The sequence below is a fragment of the Psychrobacter sp. 1U1 genome (assembly GCF_051847535.1).
GTDB classification, from domain to species: Bacteria; Pseudomonadota; Gammaproteobacteria; order Pseudomonadales; family Moraxellaceae; genus Psychrobacter; species Psychrobacter saeujeotis.
Window position 1 is genome coordinate 506,398 of sequence record NZ_JBPYDD010000002.1, and the last position, 23,201, is coordinate 529,598.

20 protein-coding genes are annotated in these 23,201 nt (G+C 43.0%); 7 read left to right on the top strand and 13 right to left on the bottom strand.

Translation table 11 applies throughout. The annotated features are described in order from the left end of the window. Positions 1-255 precede the first annotated feature (255 nt). The gene (rluB, locus tag ACS8FB_RS04370; RefSeq protein ID WP_439261196.1) at positions 256-1,182 is read left to right on the top strand and encodes a 23S rRNA pseudouridine(2605) synthase RluB; all 927 of its coding nucleotides are present in this window, start codon (positions 256-258) and stop codon (positions 1,180-1,182) included. 133 nt (positions 1,183-1,315) lie between these two features. Here the strand turns inward: rluB and ACS8FB_RS04375 are convergent, their stop codons facing one another. The 3 genes from ACS8FB_RS04375 to ACS8FB_RS04385 all read right to left on the bottom strand — a co-directional run bounded on the left by ACS8FB_RS04375 (position 1,316) and on the right by ACS8FB_RS04385 (position 3,373). Then, entirely contained in the window at positions 1,316-1,873 is a 558-nt protein-coding gene (locus tag ACS8FB_RS04375; protein ID WP_439261197.1) for a hypothetical protein, read from the bottom strand. 14 nt (positions 1,874-1,887) lie between these two features. Then, positions 1,888-2,496, bottom strand: coding sequence for a hypothetical protein (locus ACS8FB_RS04380; RefSeq protein WP_439261198.1), 609 nt, complete (start codon positions 2,494-2,496; stop codon positions 1,888-1,890). A gap of 154 nt (positions 2,497-2,650) precedes the next feature. Beyond that, positions 2,651-3,373: a hypothetical protein gene (locus tag ACS8FB_RS04385; RefSeq protein WP_439261199.1), complete on the bottom strand. Its 723-nt coding sequence runs from the start codon at positions 3,371-3,373 to the stop codon at positions 2,651-2,653. Between the two features lie 175 nt (positions 3,374-3,548). Between ACS8FB_RS04385 and ACS8FB_RS04390 the strand changes: the two genes are divergently transcribed. After that, complete coding sequence (locus ACS8FB_RS04390; protein WP_439261200.1) at positions 3,549-4,151, top strand: LysE/ArgO family amino acid transporter; 603 nt, start codon at positions 3,549-3,551, stop codon at positions 4,149-4,151. 112 nt (positions 4,152-4,263) lie between these two features. On the opposite strand, the gene ACS8FB_RS04395 is transcribed toward ACS8FB_RS04390, so the two are convergent. From ACS8FB_RS04395 to ACS8FB_RS04410, 4 genes are all read right to left on the bottom strand, one after another. Then, on the bottom strand, positions 4,264-5,646 hold the full coding sequence (locus ACS8FB_RS04395; RefSeq protein ID WP_439261202.1) for an NAD(P)-binding domain-containing protein: 1,383 nt from the start codon (positions 5,644-5,646) through the stop codon (positions 4,264-4,266). Between the two features lie 221 nt (positions 5,647-5,867). Continuing rightward, positions 5,868-6,509, bottom strand: coding sequence for a MarC family protein (locus ACS8FB_RS04400; RefSeq protein WP_439261204.1), 642 nt, complete (start codon positions 6,507-6,509; stop codon positions 5,868-5,870). Positions 6,510-6,674: 165 nt separating this feature from the next. Then, on the bottom strand, positions 6,675-7,556 hold the full coding sequence (nadC, locus tag ACS8FB_RS04405) for a carboxylating nicotinate-nucleotide diphosphorylase (RefSeq protein ID WP_439261206.1): 882 nt from the start codon (positions 7,554-7,556) through the stop codon (positions 6,675-6,677). A gap of 207 nt (positions 7,557-7,763) precedes the next feature. Beyond that, entirely contained in the window at positions 7,764-8,819 is a 1,056-nt protein-coding gene (locus tag ACS8FB_RS04410) for an NUDIX hydrolase (RefSeq protein ID WP_439261208.1), read from the bottom strand. A gap of 313 nt (positions 8,820-9,132) precedes the next feature. Here ACS8FB_RS04410 and nadA point away from each other — a divergent pair, with 313 nt between their 5' ends. From nadA to ACS8FB_RS04425, 3 genes are all read left to right on the top strand, one after another. Then, complete coding sequence (gene nadA, locus ACS8FB_RS04415) at positions 9,133-10,272, top strand: quinolinate synthase NadA (protein WP_439261209.1); 1,140 nt, start codon at positions 9,133-9,135, stop codon at positions 10,270-10,272. Between the two features lies 1 nt (position 10,273). After that, positions 10,274-12,163: an L-aspartate oxidase gene (nadB, locus tag ACS8FB_RS04420; protein WP_439261211.1), complete on the top strand. Its 1,890-nt coding sequence runs from the start codon at positions 10,274-10,276 to the stop codon at positions 12,161-12,163. 146 nt (positions 12,164-12,309) lie between these two features. Further along, positions 12,310-13,221 (top strand): LysO family transporter, encoded by a 912-nt coding sequence (locus ACS8FB_RS04425; RefSeq protein ID WP_439261213.1) that lies wholly within the window; start codon positions 12,310-12,312, stop codon positions 13,219-13,221. A gap of 11 nt (positions 13,222-13,232) precedes the next feature. Here ACS8FB_RS04425 and ACS8FB_RS04430 read toward each other — a convergent pair whose 3' ends face one another. From ACS8FB_RS04430 to ACS8FB_RS04445, 4 genes are all read right to left on the bottom strand, one after another. Next, positions 13,233-14,477, bottom strand: a complete 1,245-nt coding sequence (locus ACS8FB_RS04430; RefSeq protein WP_439261215.1) for a hypothetical protein — start codon at positions 14,475-14,477, stop codon at positions 13,233-13,235. Between the two features lie 30 nt (positions 14,478-14,507). After that, on the bottom strand, positions 14,508-15,707 hold the full coding sequence (locus ACS8FB_RS04435; RefSeq protein WP_439261217.1) for a hypothetical protein: 1,200 nt from the start codon (positions 15,705-15,707) through the stop codon (positions 14,508-14,510). A gap of 99 nt (positions 15,708-15,806) precedes the next feature. Further along, complete coding sequence (locus ACS8FB_RS04440) at positions 15,807-17,060, bottom strand: FAD-dependent monooxygenase (protein WP_439261218.1); 1,254 nt, start codon at positions 17,058-17,060, stop codon at positions 15,807-15,809. A 247-nt stretch (positions 17,061-17,307) separates the two neighbouring features. Beyond that, positions 17,308-18,561, bottom strand: a complete 1,254-nt coding sequence (locus tag ACS8FB_RS04445) for an FAD-dependent monooxygenase (RefSeq protein ID WP_439261302.1) — start codon at positions 18,559-18,561, stop codon at positions 17,308-17,310. Positions 18,562-19,145: 584 nt separating this feature from the next. Between ACS8FB_RS04445 and ACS8FB_RS04450 the strand changes: the two genes are divergently transcribed. Together ACS8FB_RS04450 and ybeY are read left to right on the top strand one after the other, a co-directional pair. Next, positions 19,146-20,243 (top strand): PhoH family protein, encoded by a 1,098-nt coding sequence (locus ACS8FB_RS04450; protein ID WP_439261303.1) that lies wholly within the window; start codon positions 19,146-19,148, stop codon positions 20,241-20,243. 273 nt (positions 20,244-20,516) lie between these two features. After that, positions 20,517-21,122 carry an rRNA maturation RNase YbeY gene (gene ybeY / locus ACS8FB_RS04455; protein ID WP_439261219.1) on the top strand — a complete coding sequence of 202 codons (606 nt, stop codon included), beginning with the start codon at positions 20,517-20,519 and terminating at the stop codon, positions 21,120-21,122. A 45-nt stretch (positions 21,123-21,167) separates the two neighbouring features. On the opposite strand, the gene ACS8FB_RS04460 is transcribed toward ybeY, so the two are convergent. Both ACS8FB_RS04460 and ACS8FB_RS04465 read right to left on the bottom strand, forming a co-directional pair. Continuing rightward, positions 21,168-22,043, bottom strand: coding sequence for a mechanosensitive ion channel family protein (locus tag ACS8FB_RS04460; RefSeq protein ID WP_439261220.1), 876 nt, complete (start codon positions 22,041-22,043; stop codon positions 21,168-21,170). Positions 22,044-22,223: 180 nt separating this feature from the next. Continuing rightward, positions 22,224-23,111, bottom strand: coding sequence for an energy transducer TonB (locus ACS8FB_RS04465; RefSeq protein WP_439261221.1), 888 nt, complete (start codon positions 23,109-23,111; stop codon positions 22,224-22,226). Between the last annotated feature and the right edge of the window lie 90 nt (positions 23,112-23,201).

Consider the following 23,201-nt stretch of genomic DNA (forward strand, 5'->3'; position numbering starts at 1 on the left):
CTTTTAACGGTTCAAACAACAGAAAATAACCTGTAAAATCTCACCAGTAAAATATGAACGCAACATTTAAGGTATGAATGATTATTAACATCTAGCGTCTCTTGATAACCTGAAACATACAAAAACACCTAAAAAATGAAGGATAAAGCAATTTATGCACTAAATATTTTAAAATAGCGTAGAATACACGTTAAAACTCACTCAATGATGTTGATACATTGCGAAATGTAACTTAACCGACTCAAGGACACGATTATGAAAGATGAAAAACTGCAAAAAGCCCTCGCCCGTATGGGACTTGGCTCACGTCGTCAGATGGAAGAAGTCATTAAATCAGGACGAGTAACTGTCAACAATGGACCAGCAACGATTGGCGATCGCGTTGAGCAAGGTGATGAGATTCGCGTTGATGGTCGTCAAATAAAATACACGGCCGAAAACGAGAAGCGTCGCCGTGTGATCGCTTATTACAAGCCTGAAGGGGAAGTCTGCTCCGCTAAAGATCCAGAAGGTCGTCCAACGGTTTTTGAACGCTTACCAAAGCTAACTCACGATCGATGGGTGATGGTTGGTCGCCTCGATATCAATTCTACTGGGTTGTTGCTGTTTACCAATGATGGCGAAATGGCACACCGTTTGATGCATCCCTCTAATGAAATTACTCGCGAATATGCGGTACGTGTACTTGGCGAAGTGACCTCTGAGATTGCGCGTACTCTTACCGCTGGGGTCATGTTAGAAGACGGTATGGCACAATTTGAAGACATTAAAGAAGGTGGCGGTGAGGGTGTCAATAAATGGTATCACGTTAAGCTAAAAGAAGGACGCAACCGTGAAGTACGTCGTCTGTTTGAGTCGCAAGGTCTCAAGGTCAGTCGTCTACTACGTACCCGCTACGGTACGATCTCATTACCAAAAGAGTTACGTACTGGACGTTTTTTAGAATTGGATAAAAAAGACATTAATACGTTAACGGATCTAGTAAGTTTACGTCCACGTTATGGTACGGGTCTGCATGGCGCGGCCAAAGAAAAACAAGAACGCATCAAAAACAAACCACTAAAAGCGCGTCGTAGTGATAATCGCAATGACAGTCGCAGTAACAGCACAAAACCTAAGAGTAGTGCTAGCCCTGCAAGTCGTGGAACGCGTAATACTCGAGATCGTAGTGATAAGCGTTGATTAAAATACTATTTAAGTCTTTGCTCTATAAAGCTTTAAAAGTTTAGCGCAACTTAGCAAAAAGCTGCCAATGAGACATAATCATTGGCAGCTTTTTTATACAGCTTTTGCAATAATAGTATTAACGCATAAGTTAGCTGTCGTGATTATCGATATAATTTTTCATAACTTGTAGCTCTTGTAAGTGCTGCGTCTGCGTTTGTACTAACAACCCATCTAAGCGCTGTTCAATATTGTCCAATACCTGTTGTGATAATTCATCGGCTTCGATATTTTTTTGATCCTCTATCTGATTGACAGTTGTATGAACACTCGCTAGATGGTAACGACTGGCCAGCATTTCAGGCAAGCGATTATGCAGCATTTTGTCTACTATAAACTGCTGCTCTGTCACCACTGATGTTTTATTTTGACCTGATAACGCTTTTTGGTACTCATAGTAGCTATTTACTTTTTCATCGATACGTTGCAACTGGCGTAACTGATGATCGGGCAAAACCTGTAAGTGTTTTTTATTTAAGTTTAGCTGTTGCCAATTTATCGTAGATAATGATAGTGGTGCATGACGATCATGATATTTGAGCACGCCTGGCGTAATGCCGACTGCTTTATGAAACGCTTGCCAGCCTTTTTTACCCAAATAAATAGTAGTAATCGTGGTCACAATGCCAACACCTATCAGCACACTCATATACTCTTACTCTTCTAGCTTTGGTTTTTGTTGATACTAACGTCGTTATCATCGTCTATTTGTAAGCTCTGAGCATTAGAGACAGCGCCATCAAAACGTTGCTGCAAATAACGATTGGTTGCGAGTAGCTTTTGACCATCTTGATGATACGAAGCATTAATTAAATCGTCAAACTGTGTATTAATGGTGTTCAGCACTTCAAGCAGCGCCTCTTTACCCGTGACATTAGAGTGCTTGATTTTGGTGTTATCAGCGCGACCATCATCCAAGTCATGCAAGCGGCGATAATCAGCTACCGCCTCTGGGATATGTATGTCCATCAAATTCTGAATCATGACATAGGTCTCGGTTACCGTATCTGTGTCATCAATTTTGCCATCATTATTGGTATCTCCATAAATAGCACGCAGCTTTTCGCCTTTTTGATTGATTTGGGCGAGTGTCGTCTTGACCTCAATTGGCAAGCTTTTTTCGGGGATATAACCCAGTTGCGGCATGGCTTCATATTCTAGCATTTTAGGAGCGGTTACTTTTTTGATGCCACGATACCCCAAATATAACCCTGCTGCTGGTAGCAACCCATATAAAACAAACATCACTAACATTGCAGTTACTTGGGTCATTAGATTGTCCTCGTCATTTGGCAGAATTGTTTGGCAAACTTTTATTATTTTAAATAAACATTAAACAAAAAAATAAGGCTGTACTAAAGCCTTATTTTGTTATGTATTGAACCCCCTATGTTCAATACTACTCAATTGCCTTATGTTGGTAACGTCAGCTTTGGGTGCGGCTTTTCACATAACGATGTGTTGAAGCAAGACGATCCATAACCGTTTGATGCAACTCATCCAATAATTCATCAAGCTCGTAATCAATCTCCAAAAACAAATCTGTCAACATATCGCCTGCCGTCATTTTTCCTTGTACCATATTATTCTTAGTACGGTGCGGGCTAAAACGTTGAAGTTGCTCATAATGATACAATGCCTCTGGGATACTTTCAGACACCAGTTTATCGATGACAAATTGACGTTCGTTGTGCTGCTGTTGTTGCTGCTCATTGAGCTCACTACTCCACTCACGGTAGCGCTTAAGCTTACCGTTGATTCGGTCTAGTATTGCAACAGCCTCAATCGGCATTGCATTTAGGGTGGCTTCATCGACCACATCAACAAGCTCAGTCATAATCGGACAGCTTCCATGTTTTAGATACCATAATGTATCTGGGTCAAAAGGAGGTCTATTCGCCGGACGCATCTGAGAAAGGTTGGACAAATAACGATCCGTTAATGGCGTTGGCGTTTGAATGTCATTAACGTGTGCCAACGCAGCACAGATACGATCTGCACGCTCAGGCGGGGTCAATATAGAGTGCTCACTACTACTTTGATCACTGGTTTTAGTCGTTTCTACCTCAGCGCTGCCCGCCGTTTGTTGGATATTTTGAGCTGCGAGTGTTGGCAAGTCATCTTGAGCTTGACCAAATGATTGTAGCATTCTTGTCAGACTTACGACCATGACGTACTGTGCCCCTCATCCCTTGCAGTCAGATTGTGTTTATCTTGTATTGCATAGATTAAATCAATAGCGTATCTTAACAGCTTTTTAGAGCACTGCCAGTACGCAAAATGTCAACATCGCTACCCTTCAAAAAACGAATCACTATTATATTATGAATGCTCCCGATTACGTCTCTGGCTTCTTACTTGGTTTATCACTCATTATAGCCATCGGCTCACAAAATGCTTTTGTCTTAAAACAAGGTCTTAAACGCGAGCATATATTTTTCGTCTGCCTGTTTTGTGCGCTCAGTGATGCAATCCTGATATCTGCTGGCGTCGGCGGTTTTGGCGCAGTCACAGCACGCTATCCACAAGTAGTCGATATTGCCAAATTCGCTGGTGTCATATTTTTGTTGGGCTACGGGTTACAAAGCTTGTATGCTAGCATACGTTTATCGCATGCTCTTGATGTCGATGGACAAGTAGTCACCAGTCTAAAGAAGGCGCTACTCCTCTGCTTTGGTTTTACTTGGCTCAATCCACACGTCTATCTAGATACATTGGTGCTAGTTGGGATGGTTTCAACAGGGGCAGACAGTAAAGTTGTGTTTGCAGCTGGGGCAGTCAGTGCCTCGTTCTTTTTCTTTTTTGCACTAGGCTATGGCGCACGATTACTTAGACCTTTATTTGCCAAACCAAAAGCGTGGAATATACTGGATGCTTTAGTCGGCATCCTTATGTTGTATTTGGCTTGGCATCTATATCAAAGTTAGAACATTGAGCGAACCTAACTATAAACAAAGGCTGTAGCTGCATAAACGCAAAAACCAAACACACTCATTGAATATGCTTGGTTAACAATTACAACGATTTATAATTTACGATTTATGATGCCTTTTTACGTTTTTTAGGCTTAACAAAGCTTAAGTTCAAAAAGTGCTCTAGTGAGTCATCAAGGACATCTAACCAAGGCTCTGGCAATTCAGGTGCTAGTGTACCTGTCAAAGTAGAACGATAAGCCTTCTCTCTAAAGGTCATGATGCCGTCTTTTTTGTGCTCTTGCCACTCTTTTAGTATCTCGCCTTGCTTCTCTACTGCAAACTCAGGATAGTCAGTTGTATCGGTTAAGTCGCGAATATATGCGGCTTGAAAATCGATAGAATCATCAACCGTTACCGATTTATCATAAGTGGTCAGCCACTTTTGCTCATCTGCTTCCCGTGTTGCTAAGTCAGGCAATTTGATATCATCCATCATTACATCACGTGCATACCATGCTTGGGCATCAAACATATTGAAGGTGAAGTACTGATCCTGCATTCCTAGATAGATAAGCTTGGGGTTTGGCTGCCAAAAAATGCCTTTGTATAGATTGGCTGGATATAAGCAGTTATGCGTCTGTAGGCGCAGCTCATCAGGCAAAAATGGAAAATGGAACAAGTAGCCCGTACACATAATGATAGCGTCAAATTGTTGACTGGTACCATCTGCAAAATGCGCCACATCATCTTCAAAATGCGTCACTAACGGCACCTCTTTAATGCCTTCTGGCCAATCATAACCAAGCGCTTGCGTGCGATAGCTAATAGTGACTGATTTGGTCCCGTACTTATAACACTGCGTGCCGATGTCTTCAGCAGAGTAACTACTACCGATCAATAAGATATCTTCATCTTTAAATTCTAATGCATCGCGAAAGTCATGAGCATGCAAGATACGACCTGGGAAAGTCTCTAAACCTGCAAAATACGGCATATTTGGCGTTGAGAAATGACCCGTTGCAACCACGACATAATCAAACTCTTCGACTTCTTGCTCATTGGTTTTATGGTTCATCACCGTCACGGTAAATTTTTGCGTGTCATCGTCGAAAGACACCCAACGTACCGGGCATTCAAAACGTATGTACTTTTGAATATCTTGCTTGTCAATACGGCCCATGATGTAGTCTTTTAAGACTTCACGCGGAGGATATGAGGGGATAGGCTCACCAAAGTGCTCATCAAAAGAGTAATCCGCAAACTCTAAGCACTCTTTGGGTCCATTTGACCATAGATAGCGATACATACTACCGTGCACAGGCTCACCATTTCTATCCAAACCTGTACGCCAGCTATAATTCCACATACCGCCAATAGCGTTTTGTTTTTCATAACAAACTATTTCAGGCAAGTCTTTTACGCCTGCTAAACGAGCCGCTTCAAAAGCACGCAGCTGTGCTAAACCGCTCGGTCCTGCACCCAAAATAGCAATTCTGTTCTTACTCAAGATCAACTCCTGCTAAAAATAGTGGACAATTACTATAACACATAATTATCAATGGTATTTAGGAGCACTGCTAGTTGGTTATAAATGAGCAAAACCAGAACTTAAAACATTCTTAAACAAGACAGAATTTCTACTATTTTTTGTGCAAGAGTATACAAATACGATGGCTTTTGATTAAAAGTGAAAGGTTAGATGATTAGGTGACTAAACGCTCAAACATTCTATATTAAATTAGGGAACAGCGTACGTAGGCCGCTAACGATAATTTCAATAGAAACTGCTGCCAAGAGCATGCCCATGATTCGGCTCATAATATTAAGCCCAGTATCACCTAATAAGCGACTGATACGGCCTGCTGCCATTAATGCTAAATAACAAAACAGACTAATCAATAACCCTGCGATAATGACTGCAGATACCTGCAATATACCTGAGACTTGTGACGAATAAATAATGACAGTTGAGATACCGCCAGGTCCGATCATCATAGGAATGGCTAAGGGTACTACTGCTGAGGCGGTACTTGGTGCTGCATATTTGTCAAATTCGACATCGAAGTTTTCTTGGTCAGGTTTGACTGGATTCCCCTCACCGTTCAACATATTAAGAGCAATTAAAAATATCAGTATGCCACCTGCCAACTGAAACGAGCCAATCGAGATACCCAAAGCTCTCAACAAGATCTCGCCTGCTACAGTAAAAAAACTAATAGTAATAAAGATCGTAACACAAGCTACCCGAGCAACCCTACGACGATCAATCATCGAGTAGCCGCGGGTTAAATCTAAAAACAGCGTCAAAGCTGCAAAAGGATTAATCAATACCACAAAGGCTAAGATAATCTTGATAATTTCAGTATTCACTGAGCGCTCGCTTGTTTAACGATAAAAATCAGGCAAAAGATAAGGCCATCGTGCGAGTGCAACGATGACCCAATAATCGGTTAACAGCGGCATTGTAGCATAGGCAGATAACCTAATTAAATCATTAACTTTGGTTAATATTTACACCTCTTAGTAATGAGCGAATTATTGCTCATTCAGCACTAATTCAGTACTGAAATCAAGACCGATATCTAATGCGGTCGTACTGTGCGTCAAATAGCCCATTGCAATAAAATCAACGCCCGTCTCTGCGACCCCTTGTACCGTTTTAGGGGTAATGCCACCTGATGCCTCAGTTTTAGCGCGACCTTTACACATTGCTACTGCTTGCGTCAATATCTCAGGTGACATGTTATCTAATAAAACTAAAGTTGCACCAGCATCTAGCGCTTGCTGTAGCTGCTCTAACGTATCAACTTCAACTTCAATCGGGATCAGGTGACCGGCGAAATTCTGTGCCTGCTTGATGGCAGTCTTGATATCACCTGCAATGGCAATGTGATTGTCTTTAATTAAAATCGCATCGTCCAAACCCAAGCGATGGTTGCGCCCGCCGCCACAGCGTACCGCGTACTTTTGTACCGTACGCAGACCTGGAATAGTTTTACGCGTACAGGTAATTTGCGCGGGATACTCTGCCACACTATCGACAATCTGCCGCGTCGCTGTCGCAATACCACTTAGATGCGTCATAAAGTTCAATGCGGTACGCTCGGCTGTCAATAGATGACGCGCGTTGCCGCTGACAGTTGCTAATACTGTATCAGCATCAACCAACTCACCATCAGCAACTTGAGCAGTAAACTCAATTTGCGCATCAACCAAAGCAAAGGACAATCGTGCCAAATCCATCCCACATATCACGCCTGCTTGCCGCGCTTTAATCTGTAATTGTGCTTGCACATCGGCTGGGATAGTTGCTTGAGATGTGACATCACCACGTCTACCCAAATCTTCTGTTAGTGCCACTTCAACCAATGGCTTAAGCAATACCTCATCTAATGCTGGTTCTTGTATGACTGTCATTTTTAGTCCTTTTTTATGCGCAATGCTTGATATGAATTTTATTCAATTAAACTCAAAATGAGCATAAATATAACTTAAAATGAGCAGGCTCGCAAGATAAGGCGATAATCTTGTTCGTTCAGTAATTTTTGTAAGTTAATAAAATTATCTTAGTAGCATGATATGGTTTTTGTATTATTATTTAAGACTCGTTGAGTAGCTTGCTATCTATTTGCGCTTTGGAAGCTTACTGTCCATAAGCAAACTTTGTAGCTCAATGTCATGACAAAAACGATACAGTTTGGCCGGCCTACCGCGCTGAGTGCTACTGCTCTCTCCTGTCTTTATTACCAAGTTTTGAGAATCAAGCAAACGGCGAAAATTTTGCTTATGTAGCCGTACTCCTGATAATGCCTCAACGCTTTTTTGTAGCTGCGATAAGGTAAAAACATCGGGCATCAAACCAAAAATCAGTGGTCGATATTCAATCTTGGCTCGCAGGCGTGAAATGGCAGTAGCTATCACCCGGCGATGATCGTAATACATGGGTACGCCTATTAGCTGCGACCAATTTTCAGGTAAGTGAGCGGTTTTAGCGTTGGATAAATAGCTTGCTGGATAGCTTGGCGCTTCAGGTATCAACCCTGCTTCATAAAGCATTTCATAGCGTAGCAGTACATGCTCAGCCACCCACTTTCTGCCTTCATTATTGTTATCACTATTTGAATTAGTACCAGCGTCTTTGTGTTTGACATTTTCATCTGCCAAGAACGCTTCATTCAACCCCCAACACAGTCTGATGCGCTGATGACGACGGCGTTGCGCGGTTGTATCCTCCGTATCATTTGCCCAATCTAACAGTGTTGGCACAATAAAATCCATGATAATACTTGGCATACCTTCTAAGTGGTTTTCCCAAGGAAAATAATCGTACCAGTCGCGCCATATGGCTTGGCTCTGCAGCGCTTGTGTTTGGGTTTCTTGTACCAAACCCAGATAGCTGACATAAACCAACGCATGCCCATCGACACTACGTCTATTGGTATCGACAAAGGTATATAACTGCTCTATATACCCAAGTGGCTGCTGTGTTTGTTCTTCGACCCATTGACGTACGCCAGCTTGCAACGAGCGATGCAATGGCATGAGGGGGCCATTAGGTAGTAGCTTGCCTTGATCAACCGTTAAAACACGAGCGGTATGCTCGTTAATCGACACTAATACAGCGACCACTTCTGTGGTACCACTGCCTTGCTGATGTGCATGTGAGTAAGACAACGTCATAGTTCTTTATTATTATCCTTAATGGCTAATGATTGATAATTTGCGATTTATGTTGGACAAGGATCAGTATAGCGTGAATCATAATTTATCGTAGGAAACGGTTGTAATTATTAACTGAGAATACCGCTTAGTTCAAATCAATAAGAGCATTAATACTGTCCAAACTTATTATTTTAATTATAAAACATACAAAAACATCTTGTTTTTATGCTCAAAATGAGCATAATTAACATAGTTCTATTTATTAGCTGTTTTTAATTGATTTATTTTAGCGACATATTGCTTGTCGCTACCGCACAAAAGGCTTGCACTTATGAAAACTTATCCTTATGACGCGCCCATCATGAGTACTGATAATCGTATTGCTACTCAAATGAACATCGAATATGCCAAAGCTAGAATACCAGCAGACCTGACGCGCACCGAACGTCTCGCAGTTGAAGAAAACATTAAGCAGCTATTAAAAGAGCACAATGCAGTATTGGTCGCCCACTACTATGTCGACCCTTTTATTCAAGACTTAGCATTAGCAACAGGTGGCTGTGTTGGTGATTCATTGGAGATGGCACGCTTTGGGCAAGCGCATAGTGCGCAAACATTGATCGTCGCTGGCGTACGTTTTATGGGCGAATCGGCAAAAATACTAAGCATGGAAAAAACGGTACTTATGCCAGACTTGGAGGCTGAGTGTTCGCTTGACTTGGGCTGTCCTGCCGATGAGTTTTCAGCATTTTGTGATGTTCATCCTGAACGTACGGTGGTGGTCTATGCCAACACCAGCGCTGCAGTTAAAGCGCGAGCTGATTGGGTCGTGACCTCGTCCGTTGGTATCGACATCGTGCGTCACTTGCATGCCCAAGGCGAGCCTATCATTTGGGGGCCTGACCGTCATTTGGGTAAATACTTTGCACAAGAGACTGGCGCAGACATGTTGCTGTGGCAAGGGTCTTGTCTAGTACATAACGAGTTTAAAGCGACTGAGCTGATACAATTAAAAGAAGAACACCCTGACGCTAAGGTGTTGGTACATCCTGAATCACCTGATAACGTGGTCGACCTCGCTGATGTGGTTGGCTCAACCAGCAAACTATTAAAATCAACGTATGAGCTGGATGCCGATACCTTTATTGTCGCTACCGACCTGGGTATCTTGCACGAGATGCAAAAGCGCTCGCCAAATAAGCGTTTTCTAGCTGCGCCGACCGCTGGTGAGAGCGCCAGTTGTAAAAGCTGTGCATTCTGTCCATGGATGGCGATGAATGGCCTAAAAGGAATTGAGCAGTGTCTGTCTCAGCGCAGCGGTGAAATATTAATGACGCCTGAGCTGGCAGCAGGTGCAAAAAAACCACTACAACGCATGCTTGATTTTGCCGAAGCGCAAAAGCAACGTGTGGCCGCGAGCGGAGATATTGTCAAAGACCGTGCGCTATTTGCTAACGTTGGAGCTGCCTAATATGAATGAGGCGCGCGTATTGGTTAGAGCAAACAATAACGCTACTACTGATGTTAATGATGTTAGGAAAACAGACGTACTTATTATTGGTGCTGGCCTAGCGGGACTAAGCACTGCTCTTGCTTTGCCAAAATCGCTGAGCATTATGATACTAAGTAAAGCAGCATTGGAGGTTTGCTCAAGTCATTACGCGCAAGGTGGTATCGCAGCCAGCTTGGACAAAAACGATTCAATAGCTGCCCATATCGCGGACACCTTGGTCGCTGGCGCAGGCTTATGTGAAACTGATAATACCACCAACATTCTAAGCGCTGGACAACAAGCGGTACAGTGGCTGTGCGAGCAAGGCGTACCGTTTACTAAAACTCCTCAGCAAGAATCAAAAGATCATATAAAATCAGGTTTTGAGCTTTCTCAATTACATCTAACCAAAGAAGGTGGGCATGGCTGCCGACGAGTTGCCCATGCTGATGATGCAACCGGTCGACATATTATGGAAGCTTTGATTTTAAAAGCGCAAGCTGCATCTAACATCACTATCCTTCCCTACCATGAAGCACTTAACCTTTTAAAAAATAGCGCTAATCAAAATAACCAATGCCAAGGTGCGCTGGTTTTTGACCACATTAATAATCGTAAGCTTACCTTTCATAGTCGCGCTGTCGTAATGGCTAGTGGCGGCTTGGGGCAACTATTTAAACGTGCCAGCGCCCCCAATGTCTGTGTCGGCGATGGCGTGATGATGGCATGGCAAGCAGGCTGTCGACTAGCCAATTTAGAATTTATTCAATTTCACCCGACGGGGTTAGCGTTAGATGATAGCAGCTTTTTAATCTCTGAAGCACTGCGCGGTGAAGGTGGGCGGTTGTATTGTCCGCAAACCGGAAAGCGTTTTATGCTCGATATTGATAAGCGTGCAGAGTTAGCACCGCGAGATATCGTCGCCCGAGCGATTGCTGAGCAAATTAATGAGAATGAACTTGGCTACGTACATCTTGATATTAGTCACTTGCCAGCTGCATTTATACAAGCGCATTTTCCGCAGATTTATCAAACACTATTAGACATCGGTATCGATATTACTACCGATCCCATTCCAGTCGCCCCTACCGCTCATTATAGTTGCGGTGGCGTGGTGACGTCTGCTAATGGTTTGACCGATGTGCTAGGGCTGTATGCGGCAGGTGAAGTTGCTTATACAGGGCTACATGGAGCCAATCGCTTAGCGAGCAACTCATTGTCGGAGTGTGTGGTGGTTGGGCGCAATATCGCGGCTGACTTACCGCGCTATCTAAAAGCAGCTGAAAAGTTAGATACAACGTCAATTTATACCAGTTTAGACCAATCAATCCATGACATTTGGACATTGCCAACGCTTGAAGATTGTCAGCGTATTACTTTGCCACCGTTTATTGAGTGTAAAAGTAACTTTAACGTTAATCACAACGTCAACGTCAACGTCGACGTCAGCACCAATACGAATGCCGACATCACTGCAATAACCACAGAATTAAAAGCTTTGATGACGTCCCATATGGGTATTACCCGTGAAGCTAAACAATTAACACAAGTGCTGGTACAAATTCAGCAATGGCAACAGGAGCTTAACTGCGTAAACCCCAATCAAATAGCTATCGGTAACAAGGATAAGGCCACTATTCTAAATGATTTGCCTTACTTTCAATTAGCAAGACAGTTGCAATTAGCGGCATTGATTATACAGTCGGCTTATCAGCGTCATGAGAGTCGCGGTGGGCATTACCGAAAAGATTATCCAAACTTAGCGAGCAAACCTAAAGTGAGTATGATTGCACCTCTATCAGACAGTCTGCCTAGCCATATTGATGGATCTGATAAACTTGCTATAGTCAGTCAAGAATATAGCCACTAAGATAAGCATTCGCAATCAGCTGTTAGCACTCTGTAAACTTGCAAGAATATGGTAATTTTTGTCTGCTTGTTCCAGCATTTATAGCCTAATATGATACAATCTCCAGCTTCCTAAAAACGCCTTCAAAAAGCTGCGAGCACATCATCATGCAAAGCCTAGTTACCCTTGTTTTGGTATTAATGCCAATGTTTATTGGCTTTGCCATTCCTTCTAATCCCAGAATGACTAGGCTTGCTGATAAGGGCTTGTCGTACTTGGTTTATGTCATCTTAACCCTTATCGGTATTGAGTTGTCACAAGTAGAAGGGCTGGGTAGCCAAATAGGCGAAATCGCCCTATATGTCACTATCCTATCGATCTTGACGATTGGCAGTGGTTTGTTTGCCCTCATGCTATTCGATCGTGTGCGTCCATGGCACGCTAAAAAGCCAAGCGTAAAATCCAAAGAACATCGCGTCAGTATTCGTGGCAGCTTGGCACAAGTGATTTGTGTGGTGATTGGTATGGTGATTGGCTACTTCTTGCCAGTAGATTATATGCCGCCTGAAAATACCATGACTGTCATGTTAATGATATTAATCTTACTGGTCGGCATTGGGTTAAAAGGCTCAGGCATTACCCTTAAAGAAGTGCTACTAAATAAACGCGGCGTTGAGATGAGTATTATCTTTACGTTATCGATATTGGTTGGCGGGCTTGTCTTTGCGCTGATGTTTAGCGATGTTTCATGGACGAAAGGCTTGGCACTGGCTTCGGGGTTTGGCTGGTATTCGCTATCGGCCATCGTCATGACCGATGCTTATGGCGCCGTTTGGGGCAGTGTGGCGCTATTTAATGACTTGGTACGTGAGTTCTTTGCGCTATTATTTATTCCCGTCTTTATGCGTAAATATCCATCAGCAGCGGTCGGTCTTGGCGGCGCGACCAGTTTAGACTTTACCCTGCCGATTATTCAGCAATCAGGTGGTCTTAAAGTTGTGCCACTGGCGATTAGCTTTGGCTTTATTATTAATATTGTGTCGCCGGTGCTGATGGTGCTGTTTTCGGCTTGGGGATAAGGCTGACTTTGCTAATTGTCATTGACCTTATTTTCCCATGCAATAATTATAGCCTTATTTCCCCTTGCTACTTCATCAACAATAAATTTTATAGCTTTAGTCTCTTGAACATGAGTACCAACATATCCAGAACGGATTAGATTTATAATATCGCTTGAAGTTAAATAGTTGCGTTTAAGTGTTTCAAAACCTATTCGCTCTCCACCTCTAGGCCCTTTAGCATTTTTTGTGGAAATATAATGCTGATAGTGGCCTAAAGAAATTACAAATGAAGAGCCTAAACTTCCTGCTTCTCTTTTTATAAACTTAAAAAAGAAAGGGTTACTATTCAATCGATAGCCTTCATAACTTCCTGAAGACTTTGGAAGCTTCATTCTCGATATTTCTTTTGTCATTTGTGAGTCAGGTCTAAAGATCCAGTCTTCATACTCTCTCTCAAGCATCTTATACTGAATCATGACTACAGAATCCATTGTTTCATTGATGTAGATTAAGTCTACACCAAGCATTTTTTCTAAAGGTAATTTATTAGAATGATATATGGTTAACCGCTCTTGGTTTTTGATATAACTAACTTTACCTGTATAGTCTGCAGCAACCTTAGTGAAACCTTCGAGGTTATTGAGGTCTGACTGAATGATATTATCTTCATAGAGCCTACTTTCATATCTATTCTTTTTATTAGAATCAATCCCAAATATTTTTAACGCCATATTTTCAGCATCTTCTTGAGCTAGAGCTACGTAATCTTTTGGCTTAGATATGTTCAACCTATTAGAAACATTATTTAAAGCATGATGGTTATTCTTATCTTCAAATAATGCAGTAATAGCAGCCCTACTAGTAGCAGAAGTAAGGTTTATTACTTCTGATTCTGAAGACAGTTTCCGCTTGAAGGTTTCTCCTATTTTTTCATCTTTAAATTTTGAAGATAAATCAACGAAAGATGAGAGATATATTTTATTTAAACTCTTAATGGATACTCTTGTTTCAAACGTTGTGATTGCTGACTTATTTGTTACAACTCCCAAGAGATATTCTTTTGCGCCTACTTCATCCTCACAAGCTAACTCTAAAACACATATACTATTTTTTCTCGTCTTTTCAAAATAATTATGACGAAAAGCAAGAGTTAAATACTCAAGATCATTTGCAGACTCTTTCAAAGCACTAGATTTTTCGATACCCATCTTTATTAAAGTAATAAATCTTTTATCAACATTTCTCAAAACGTCTTGAAAGTCGCTTTCATTCATAGATAGTCCTTAAGTAGAAATTTAAACTCATTATGCCATCGCTAGCTCTTTTTCTACCCGACAAGCATCATCATGCCATTGTATAAACTCATCGATAGCTATTTGAGCGGAATGGTTATGACTACCTCTACCAGAAAAAGTCTCAACATAACGGCAAGCGCGGTAGCCTTTTGCAAAGCCTTCATAATCAGTAATCCACTGCTTACGCGCAGTTAAATCAGTATGTTGAAGCTCATTATCAGAGTCATGTTGCGAGATATCATCAGCGAACCAAAACTCTTTAGCAGGGATATCTTTAGCCAAATTATTATTCTCGACCTCAGCCATGCGCCACGGCTTGGCAGTGAGCCGCGCCCGAAAACATTGCTGCGCCTGACAAAGACGCACATAATTGGCATCAGCATGGAAAAACTCAAACCATTCGGTAACCACGCCGTCCTTTGGCAAAACTGTATTGTGAGTGGCGATAATACGAAAACCTGCTGGCGTCTCATACAAACGAAATTGTTCGGCAGGATGAGCTGCTACTCGTCTTTGGATCAAATCCGTCATATAAGGCATTAATGAGGCGATATTATCGGCATATTGTTGCGCGATCGCTTTGTCTCTTTGGCTGGCTTGTTGCCACAAATAAGCAGTCGCGCCAAACATAACTGCCAATAGCCACAGCCATGATAATCCCAACCAAGCTATGACACTGGCGATAAGTATAAACACAAGGATAAAAAGCCAAATTTTTAATTTGCTTGATGGCTTACTTTGATTAATGAGCAAGGCAGGCATAAAGCCGTGACGGCTGTAGTGTTCAGGATATCGATAGCGCAAGAGATCATCATTATCAACATCAATGATTGCGATGTTATCAACGTTAGCGACTTGTGCACCGTAGCTGTTGCGCGTGACGATAAGCTGCGTTGATGCAGTTTTTGATTGCGAAGATGAAGGGAAAAACTGCTCAGAGATGATTTGTTCACGAATAGGAATGCCATTAATTTCGTTATACTCTTCCCTACGTTCACGGCGTACGATATCTTCACCTGCTAGCCAGCGGTTATGTGCCTCTGCTACGCGACCTTTAGCATGTTTTAACGCTTCGATTTGACTGATATCTGACCAGCCATAACGCTTGATGGTTGCTTGCTTAGACTTTAGAGTATCAGACGCGTTATCAACTTTCACTTGCGAGTCAAAGCGCTGTTTATGTTGCGCCCAGTATTTTGGAATGAGCATGGGGTTTGCCTTCAAGTAGTTATTTTATGCTATGTGCTATGTGCTATGTGCTATGTGCTATGTAAAAATAAGGTATTTGACGATATCATTACCAACTGTCTAAACCCCACTCGCCTGCTTCGCAAACAATCGCATCAAAGGTTTAATCTTACCCACACGATACATGCCTTCGCTACGTATCTGCTGGACAGGACGCATTTGCGCAAGTGACCCTGCAAACAGCCAGTTTAGCGCTGAGAAGCTATGCATCATCAGGCTATTGTGCGGACGACGCAGGCGCTCGTAAGTACGCAGGGTTTGATTGCTGCCCCAAAGCGTGCCACCACTACGGGCAAAGTCATGCATTAGCTGTTCACTTAGCGCCTGCACATCAAGCATACCTAGGTTTAGCCCTTGTCCAGCGAGTGGATGCACTCCATGCGCAGCGTCTCCTATCAAGACTAAATTATCTGCGACATAGCTCTTTGCCTGTTGCGCGGTCAGTGGAAAGCTGGCGATTGATTCAATCTGACTAATAGCGCCAAGCTCATAATTACTGGCAGCGGCCAGCTTATCGGCGATCACTCGCTCTTCTTCCTCTATTAATGCCAATGCTTGATTACGTGGCAGTGTCCAAACTATCGACTGCCAATGTTGCGGACTGGCTTTATCTTCATCTGTAATATCTGCTAATGGCAATAATGCCAGCGTGCCGGTCGGTAACATGGCTTGGCGCGCGGTGGCTTGATGGGGTTTGGCAGTTTGAATCGCGCAGCAAATCGCCGTTTGATTATAATCAAGGATGTCAATCTCAATCCCAGCCTGCTTACGCACAAATGAGCCACGACCATCTGCACCAATCAACAGTTGGGCATCAATAGCTGTATCATTATCTAAAGTCACACGGTAGCCTTGCTGTGCTCCTAACCAATCCATTCCCACAACTTTATGTCCAGCGATGACAGTCAGATAGTCACCGAAATCTTCCTCAGACAAGCGCTGCCATAATGCATGCTCAATAACGGCAGGCTCAACCATACTGCCTAACAGTTCTGGCGCAATGCTCTCACTATCACCAAATAATAGCTCGCCCATACCATTGAGCTGCCATACCTGCATCTGCGAGTAATCCGCCTTGCGTCCAGATAGTGCTATCTTTTGCCAAGCGCCTACGTCTTTTAGCAGCGCAATACTGGCGAGGCTCAGCGCATAAACGCGGGCATCGCGGCGGCGTAGCACTTGCTGCCATGCAGACTTATCTCGGGCAGGACGCGCATCGATTAAGGTCACGGGCATTTTGGCCTGCGCCAGCTTTAGCGCCAGCGTCGTACCGACGATACCGCCGCCGATAATGAGTGTATGGTTGTTTGTCATAAGTTAGCTCTCGATATCAGGACGTGTTAGGGCGTGTCTTCAATTCACTTGATAGTTATCTAAATGGACTAAAAATAGCGCATCACTTTAGTTATGGATATAGTCGTTCTACTATAAAATAAACACAGTGCTACTGGGATGGATTTTATGCAGCCTCTGGAGTGATGAAGTCACACAGCAAGCAAAGAAAACTTATACCAGTAGCACGCTGGCATAGCTGTATTCTTCTTATTTAGGATTAACTATATTACGATTTTAAACCCATCGCATAATTTGCCACCAACGGCTTAATGTTGGGCAGCTTGTCAAAAGCAATCAAAGCAACATTACGCGCCAGCTTTACTGCTGGATTGGGATGAGTAAAGCCATGAACGACCGCATCGCAAAAGCGAATAACGCGTTTTTGATCGCTTAGACGCGCTTTTTCATAGCGTTTAAGCAGCGTTGGGTCGCCGATATCTGCACCCTTAAGGACTTGTGCACTCATCATTTGCGCTAATACATGTGCATCACGCATACACAGATTAAAGCCTTGGCCGGCCACAGGATGCAAGGTATGAGCAGCATTGCCTATGATGACGCAGCGACCATCTGCTTGCTTATCTGCCAGTACGCGTGTCAGCGGATAAGCACCGCGGCGACCAGCAGCGACAAACTTGCCAGCACGCTCACCAAATGCTTGCTGTAAGGTCGCCAAAAAATGCGCGTCGTCTTCTAGGTATTTATCTTCTTCACCTGTTGGACAGACCCAGACCACCGAGCGTCTATAGCCCTTTTGGTACTCATCATTGCCGTCACCTGCTGGATCGGTCAAGGGCAACACTGCAAGCGGCCCTGCTGGACTAAATCGCTCAATCGCTTTATGCTCATGCGGCTTGTCTGTCTCTACCACACCGACGATAGCGGTTTGCTGATAATCATAGGTCGTCGTATCGATACCTAACAGTTGACGCACGGTAGAGTCCCGCCCATCACAAGCAACCAATACACTCGCTTGCAATTGCTGCTCATGTTCCTCTTCACCGTAATAGCTAAAGCTGAGCGTTATACCATCGCTCTGTTGTTCCACAGCGATGACATTAGCGTTATCAATCAGAGTGATAAGCGGTTCTTGCTGTGCCGCCAGTAGTAGCTTACGTCCAAGCCAAGCATTTTCCATCACTTGTCCGAATGACTCTACCTGCTCTTCTGCTTTATTAAGCTGTGCGCGCCCAAAGCTACCTTGCTCACTGATTTGCACGGCATCAATGCGGCAGGCATGACTTTGCAGCTCATCCCACAACCCTATCTCTTGGTAAATCTGTACTGTGCGCCGTGATAATGCTGTATTGCGACTGTCTAAATAATGACTGCGCGTACTGTCATCATTTGGGCTAATAGTTGGGTAGCTCATCTTTTCTAGCAAAGTACTGGCGATACCATGATGGGCCAGTAACAAAGCAAAGGATAACCCTACATGACCGCCACCTGCGATCAGTACTTGCTGCTCGGTCATGGCCATTTTATTGTTTTTCGTATCGAGAGTCTGATTGCTAATGCTCGATTGCATAGCATTTGTCTGCGCTGAGGTATTTGAATGAGTATCTTGTATCATTATTATTCCTATTGGAACTGATTGGATAGAGCTGTTATACACGCTTACTAAGTATTTTTTACTGCATTATTGACAGTGATTCAACCGATTTTGAGGCATTTATATAACGACTAGGCCATGTTTTGATAGCTGATAGATTACCACAAATTGCCCAAATCTCTGTGTCCTTTACAGTAAGCTTAAACCGATGTCGTCCATCAACAATTTTTTCATACAACAGAAAACTGATAACCAGTGTAGGTGTTGCAATCCCCATACAAAAACCAAGCTATCCGGCCTTAGGTATGGCTTGAAATTTAAAAACTATCAACCATAATAAAGGCAGGATAGTTACTTATCACCCTTTATATATCTAACAATTTTACTGTCGTTTTTCTACTACTCAAAACTAATAAGTTTCTACCATTGTTTTATTTATTAAGACCCTAGATTCGCTGATATCTAAGAGCATAATTGGGAACAAATACAAGGATAATCGCTTGACTGATTCTATGAACCGCCGTATAAAGTTTGAATCATTGACGCCAGCGCAGCTCAAAACTGTGCTTGGTGAATATAACAATCACATGAAATACCTACAAGACCGTCTCGATATCAAAATCAGCCAACGTCAAGGCGACTTTTGCCTGAGCGGTGATGTGACTGCTGTTGAGCGCGGTGAACGCATCATTTATAAGCTGGTTGACGAAGCTCAAAACACCAAAGATATCAGTGCAGAAGAGTTGCATCTTATCATTCAGTCTAGTATCTCGCGTGAGCAAGATAGAGAAGATGAACAACAAGAGCAAGCTGCTGATAACGAAGACGATTTGGATGATTTGGAGTCGGCAAGTGACTTTACCCCCATCAGTCTACGTACTCGTAAAGGCAAAATTATCCCACGCGGTGGCAACCAGCAGCGTTATGTAAAAAACGTGCTCAGCTCCGATGTATCGTTTGGTATTGGCCCTGCCGGTACGGGTAAGACTTATCTTGCGGTAGCCTGTGCTGTCGATATGATAGAGCGTAATGAGATCGAGCGCATTTTGCTGGTCCGTCCAGCGGTAGAAGCTGGGGAGAAGCTGGGCTTTTTACCGGGTGACTTGGCACAAAAAATTGACCCCTACTTACGCCCTTTATATGACGCACTATATGAAATGCTTGGCTTTGAAAAAGTTGGCAAAATGATTGAACGTCAAATTATCGAAGTTGCGCCATTGGCCTATATGCGTGGGCGCACGTTAAACAACTCATTTGTGATTTTAGATGAAGCGCAAAACACCACACCTGAGCAAATGAAAATGTTTTTGACACGTTTAGGCTTTGGCTCGCGAGCCGTCATTACAGGGGACATCTCGCAGGTCGATCTGCCACGTGGTACTAAATCTGGACTGACGCAAGCGCTAGATATCTTAAGCGGTATCGAAGAGATCCATATCACTCGGTTTGATTCAAAAGATGTGGTACGCCATCAGTTGGTACAACAAATCGTTGAAGCTTACGATGTGTTTGACAGTGAGCAGTTGATATTGGAAGAAAAACGCAAACAAGAGCGTATTGCTGAGCAAGAGCGCAGACAGGCAATAGCTAACGCAGCATCTAAGCTGTAGCTAAGCATCTTTAAACAGTATACGTCTAACTCAAAAGACCGGATTACTAAAAATAGTGATCCGGTCTTTTAATTAACATTAAATAAAATTAGTCTTGATAAGCGTAATATAATGAGTTCAGTACAAAAACGATACAGTGGGACTGGGATGAATTTTACGCAGCCTCTGTCGGCGCAGGCACAGCACGCAAGGAAAATTTATACCAGTTCCACGTTGACATACAATGTATCTGTTTTATTTAGAATCAACTATACCTCTCCTTAAGGTGAAGCTATGAACCAATCTAACAACGATAATATAAACGTACTAAAGACAAGTGAACTAGACAAGGTTGAGCTTGATGTCAGCGCTATTGATAGTATCGATGAGGGGTTAATCAGTTGTTACTATAGTGAAGAGTGTCTATTACCAATCATAGTAGCGACTTTAAAATATATAGATAGACATATCGAGAACGGACTGACGCTCCCCTACTTCGCTAATATCAGCCTTGAGATATGGCAGGATAAAGTCAAAGCGTTGGATGTATATATTACCGACAAGACTGAAGGTCGTGAACTGAACCTAGAAGCGCGAGGCAAAGATTACGCAACCAACATTCTGTCGTACCCAAGTGAGATGCCAGCTAATATTATCGAGCTAATGCCAATGCTGCCACTTGGTGAGCTAATCATATGTCATGACGTCGTGGAGTGCGAAGCAGTAGAGCAACAAAAAACAGTGGAGCAGCACATCAGCCATCTACTAATACATGGCTTGCTGCATCTATTGGGTTTTGATCACGAGCTTGGACAGGCCGAACAAGATGAGATGGAAAGGTTTGAGATAGAGATTTTGGCAAGTTTGAACCTACCAAACCCCTATCTACCAAACGTTTGATTTTGACGAGGTCAGTTTTTTGACCTAATCAATCTCTTCAAACAATCAGTCCTTGGTCATGGGCAGTTTTTGTGATTGGCCCATCTGGTTAATCATCTGATCCAAGCCTTTAACATGGACACTGCGCTGCGGGAATGGAATCTCGATTTTTTCATCATCCAGCGCATATTTAAACTGCTCAAGCAGATCACACTGCATGGTCCACCAATCTGCATTGGTTGTCCAAACATTTAGCGTCAGATCAACAGAATTATCACCCAGATTGGTCACTCGTACAATAGGCTCAGGATCAGTAAAGGCCATCGGGTTATTTCTGGCCAAGCTTAACATCACCTCTTTAGCGGTTTTAATGTTGGCATCATAGCCAATACCGACCGTGATATCGACGCGGCGATTGGGCAATGCAGTATAATTGATCACAGCTGATGTGGTGATATCGCTGTTTGGAATGATAATATCGTGATTGTTTATCGTGGTTAGATGGGTGTTAACCAAGGTAATTTCGGTCACTGTGCCTGTATAGCTACTAATCTGCACATAGTCACCGCTTACAAATGGACGAAAAGTCACAATCATAATGCCAGCAGCAAAGTTTGACAACTGATCCTTTAATGATAAACCGATGGCTACTGCAGCACCGCCCAAGATAGCAACGACTGAGGTGGTTTGTACGCCAACTTTGCTCAGTGCGGCTAAGACCACAATGACCAGCAATACGCCGTATATAAGACGACCTAAGAAACTGGCGACAGTATCATCCAAACGACTACGTAGCATGATACGATGAGCAAATGTCACGGCTTTTTTGGCAAGCCAGCGACCTATTACAAATATTAGTATCGCTAAAGCCACTTTAAACATTAAGCTCAATGCATTATTCGTTAATGTCGCAACATCAATAGTAAAACCTAGAAATTCCATACCGACTCTTTATTTTATAGCTTCGTTTGTTTATCAGATTTACGGTCACAATTGGATACCAGTTATCTCTTTAATGACTCTGGTATCTTAACCTGCTTATGCTAATGGTTTGTATTCTGTTTTATCTAACGGTTCTTTGATACCCTATCTGCAAACCCACTGTTCTTCACCTACTTACTCTTAATAGGTGACTTCTACTTTATCACTATAACGATAGGTACGTATCAAACGCAGCTCGACAATATCATTCATATCTGCGGTAAATTTACCAAAGGGCGCAGCTTGTCGTACTGACTGCTTCGCAGCTTCATCCAATATCGTCGAGCCTGAGCTTTCAAGTAAGCGAATGGCTTTAATATTGCCATCATTGCTAATAATCACCATAAGACGCACTTCACCTGTGATACCTTGGGCACGTGCCTGCACTGGATAATGCAAGTTACCAACTCGTTCGACATGCTCACGGAAGGTTTCGATATAGTCCGCTGCAGCGCCGCGCGTCGTCGAGTTGCTATCAACGGTCACTACTTTAGACTTGGTAGCATATACCTGTTGACGTTGAGACAACTGCGCCTCTAAAGTGGCAATCTGCTGACGCAGTCTCTCCTCTTGCGCCATCATATCATCTTGCGCTTGCTTGCTGTCATTATCAGCTTCTACATCAGCCTTACGCCAGCTCAAAGTGGTACGTAGATAACTTTCTTGATAACGCTGTTGACGTACTTGGCGCTGCAGATTGATAACATCTTGCGTTTTGCTTATCTGCTCTGAGGTCAATGGACTTGTTTGGACGCTTTCTTGTCGCACTTGTTGACGTACTGAGCCGCCACCTTGTTGGGAAGCATTTGCAATATAATGAGCATCTTCGTTTGGCTGCATATTGTCTGTCAAAGCTTTTGCCACGTCTTGCATCAATGCAGCGGGATCTTGACCCATAGAGAAACTGATGCCAAAAATAAGGGCGCCATGTACGAATAACGCAATAACAATAGCAAACGGTAAACTAAAATCACGCGCCGCAGTGGGCGTAGAAAAATGATAGCTTTGAGAGTCTTTAATATGGGCCACAATAAATCTCAAATTATAAGCGTAAAAACAGCGGTCATCGTTTTGATACGATCATACCGCATTATGCAGATTGTAGCCCTCTGATAAGCA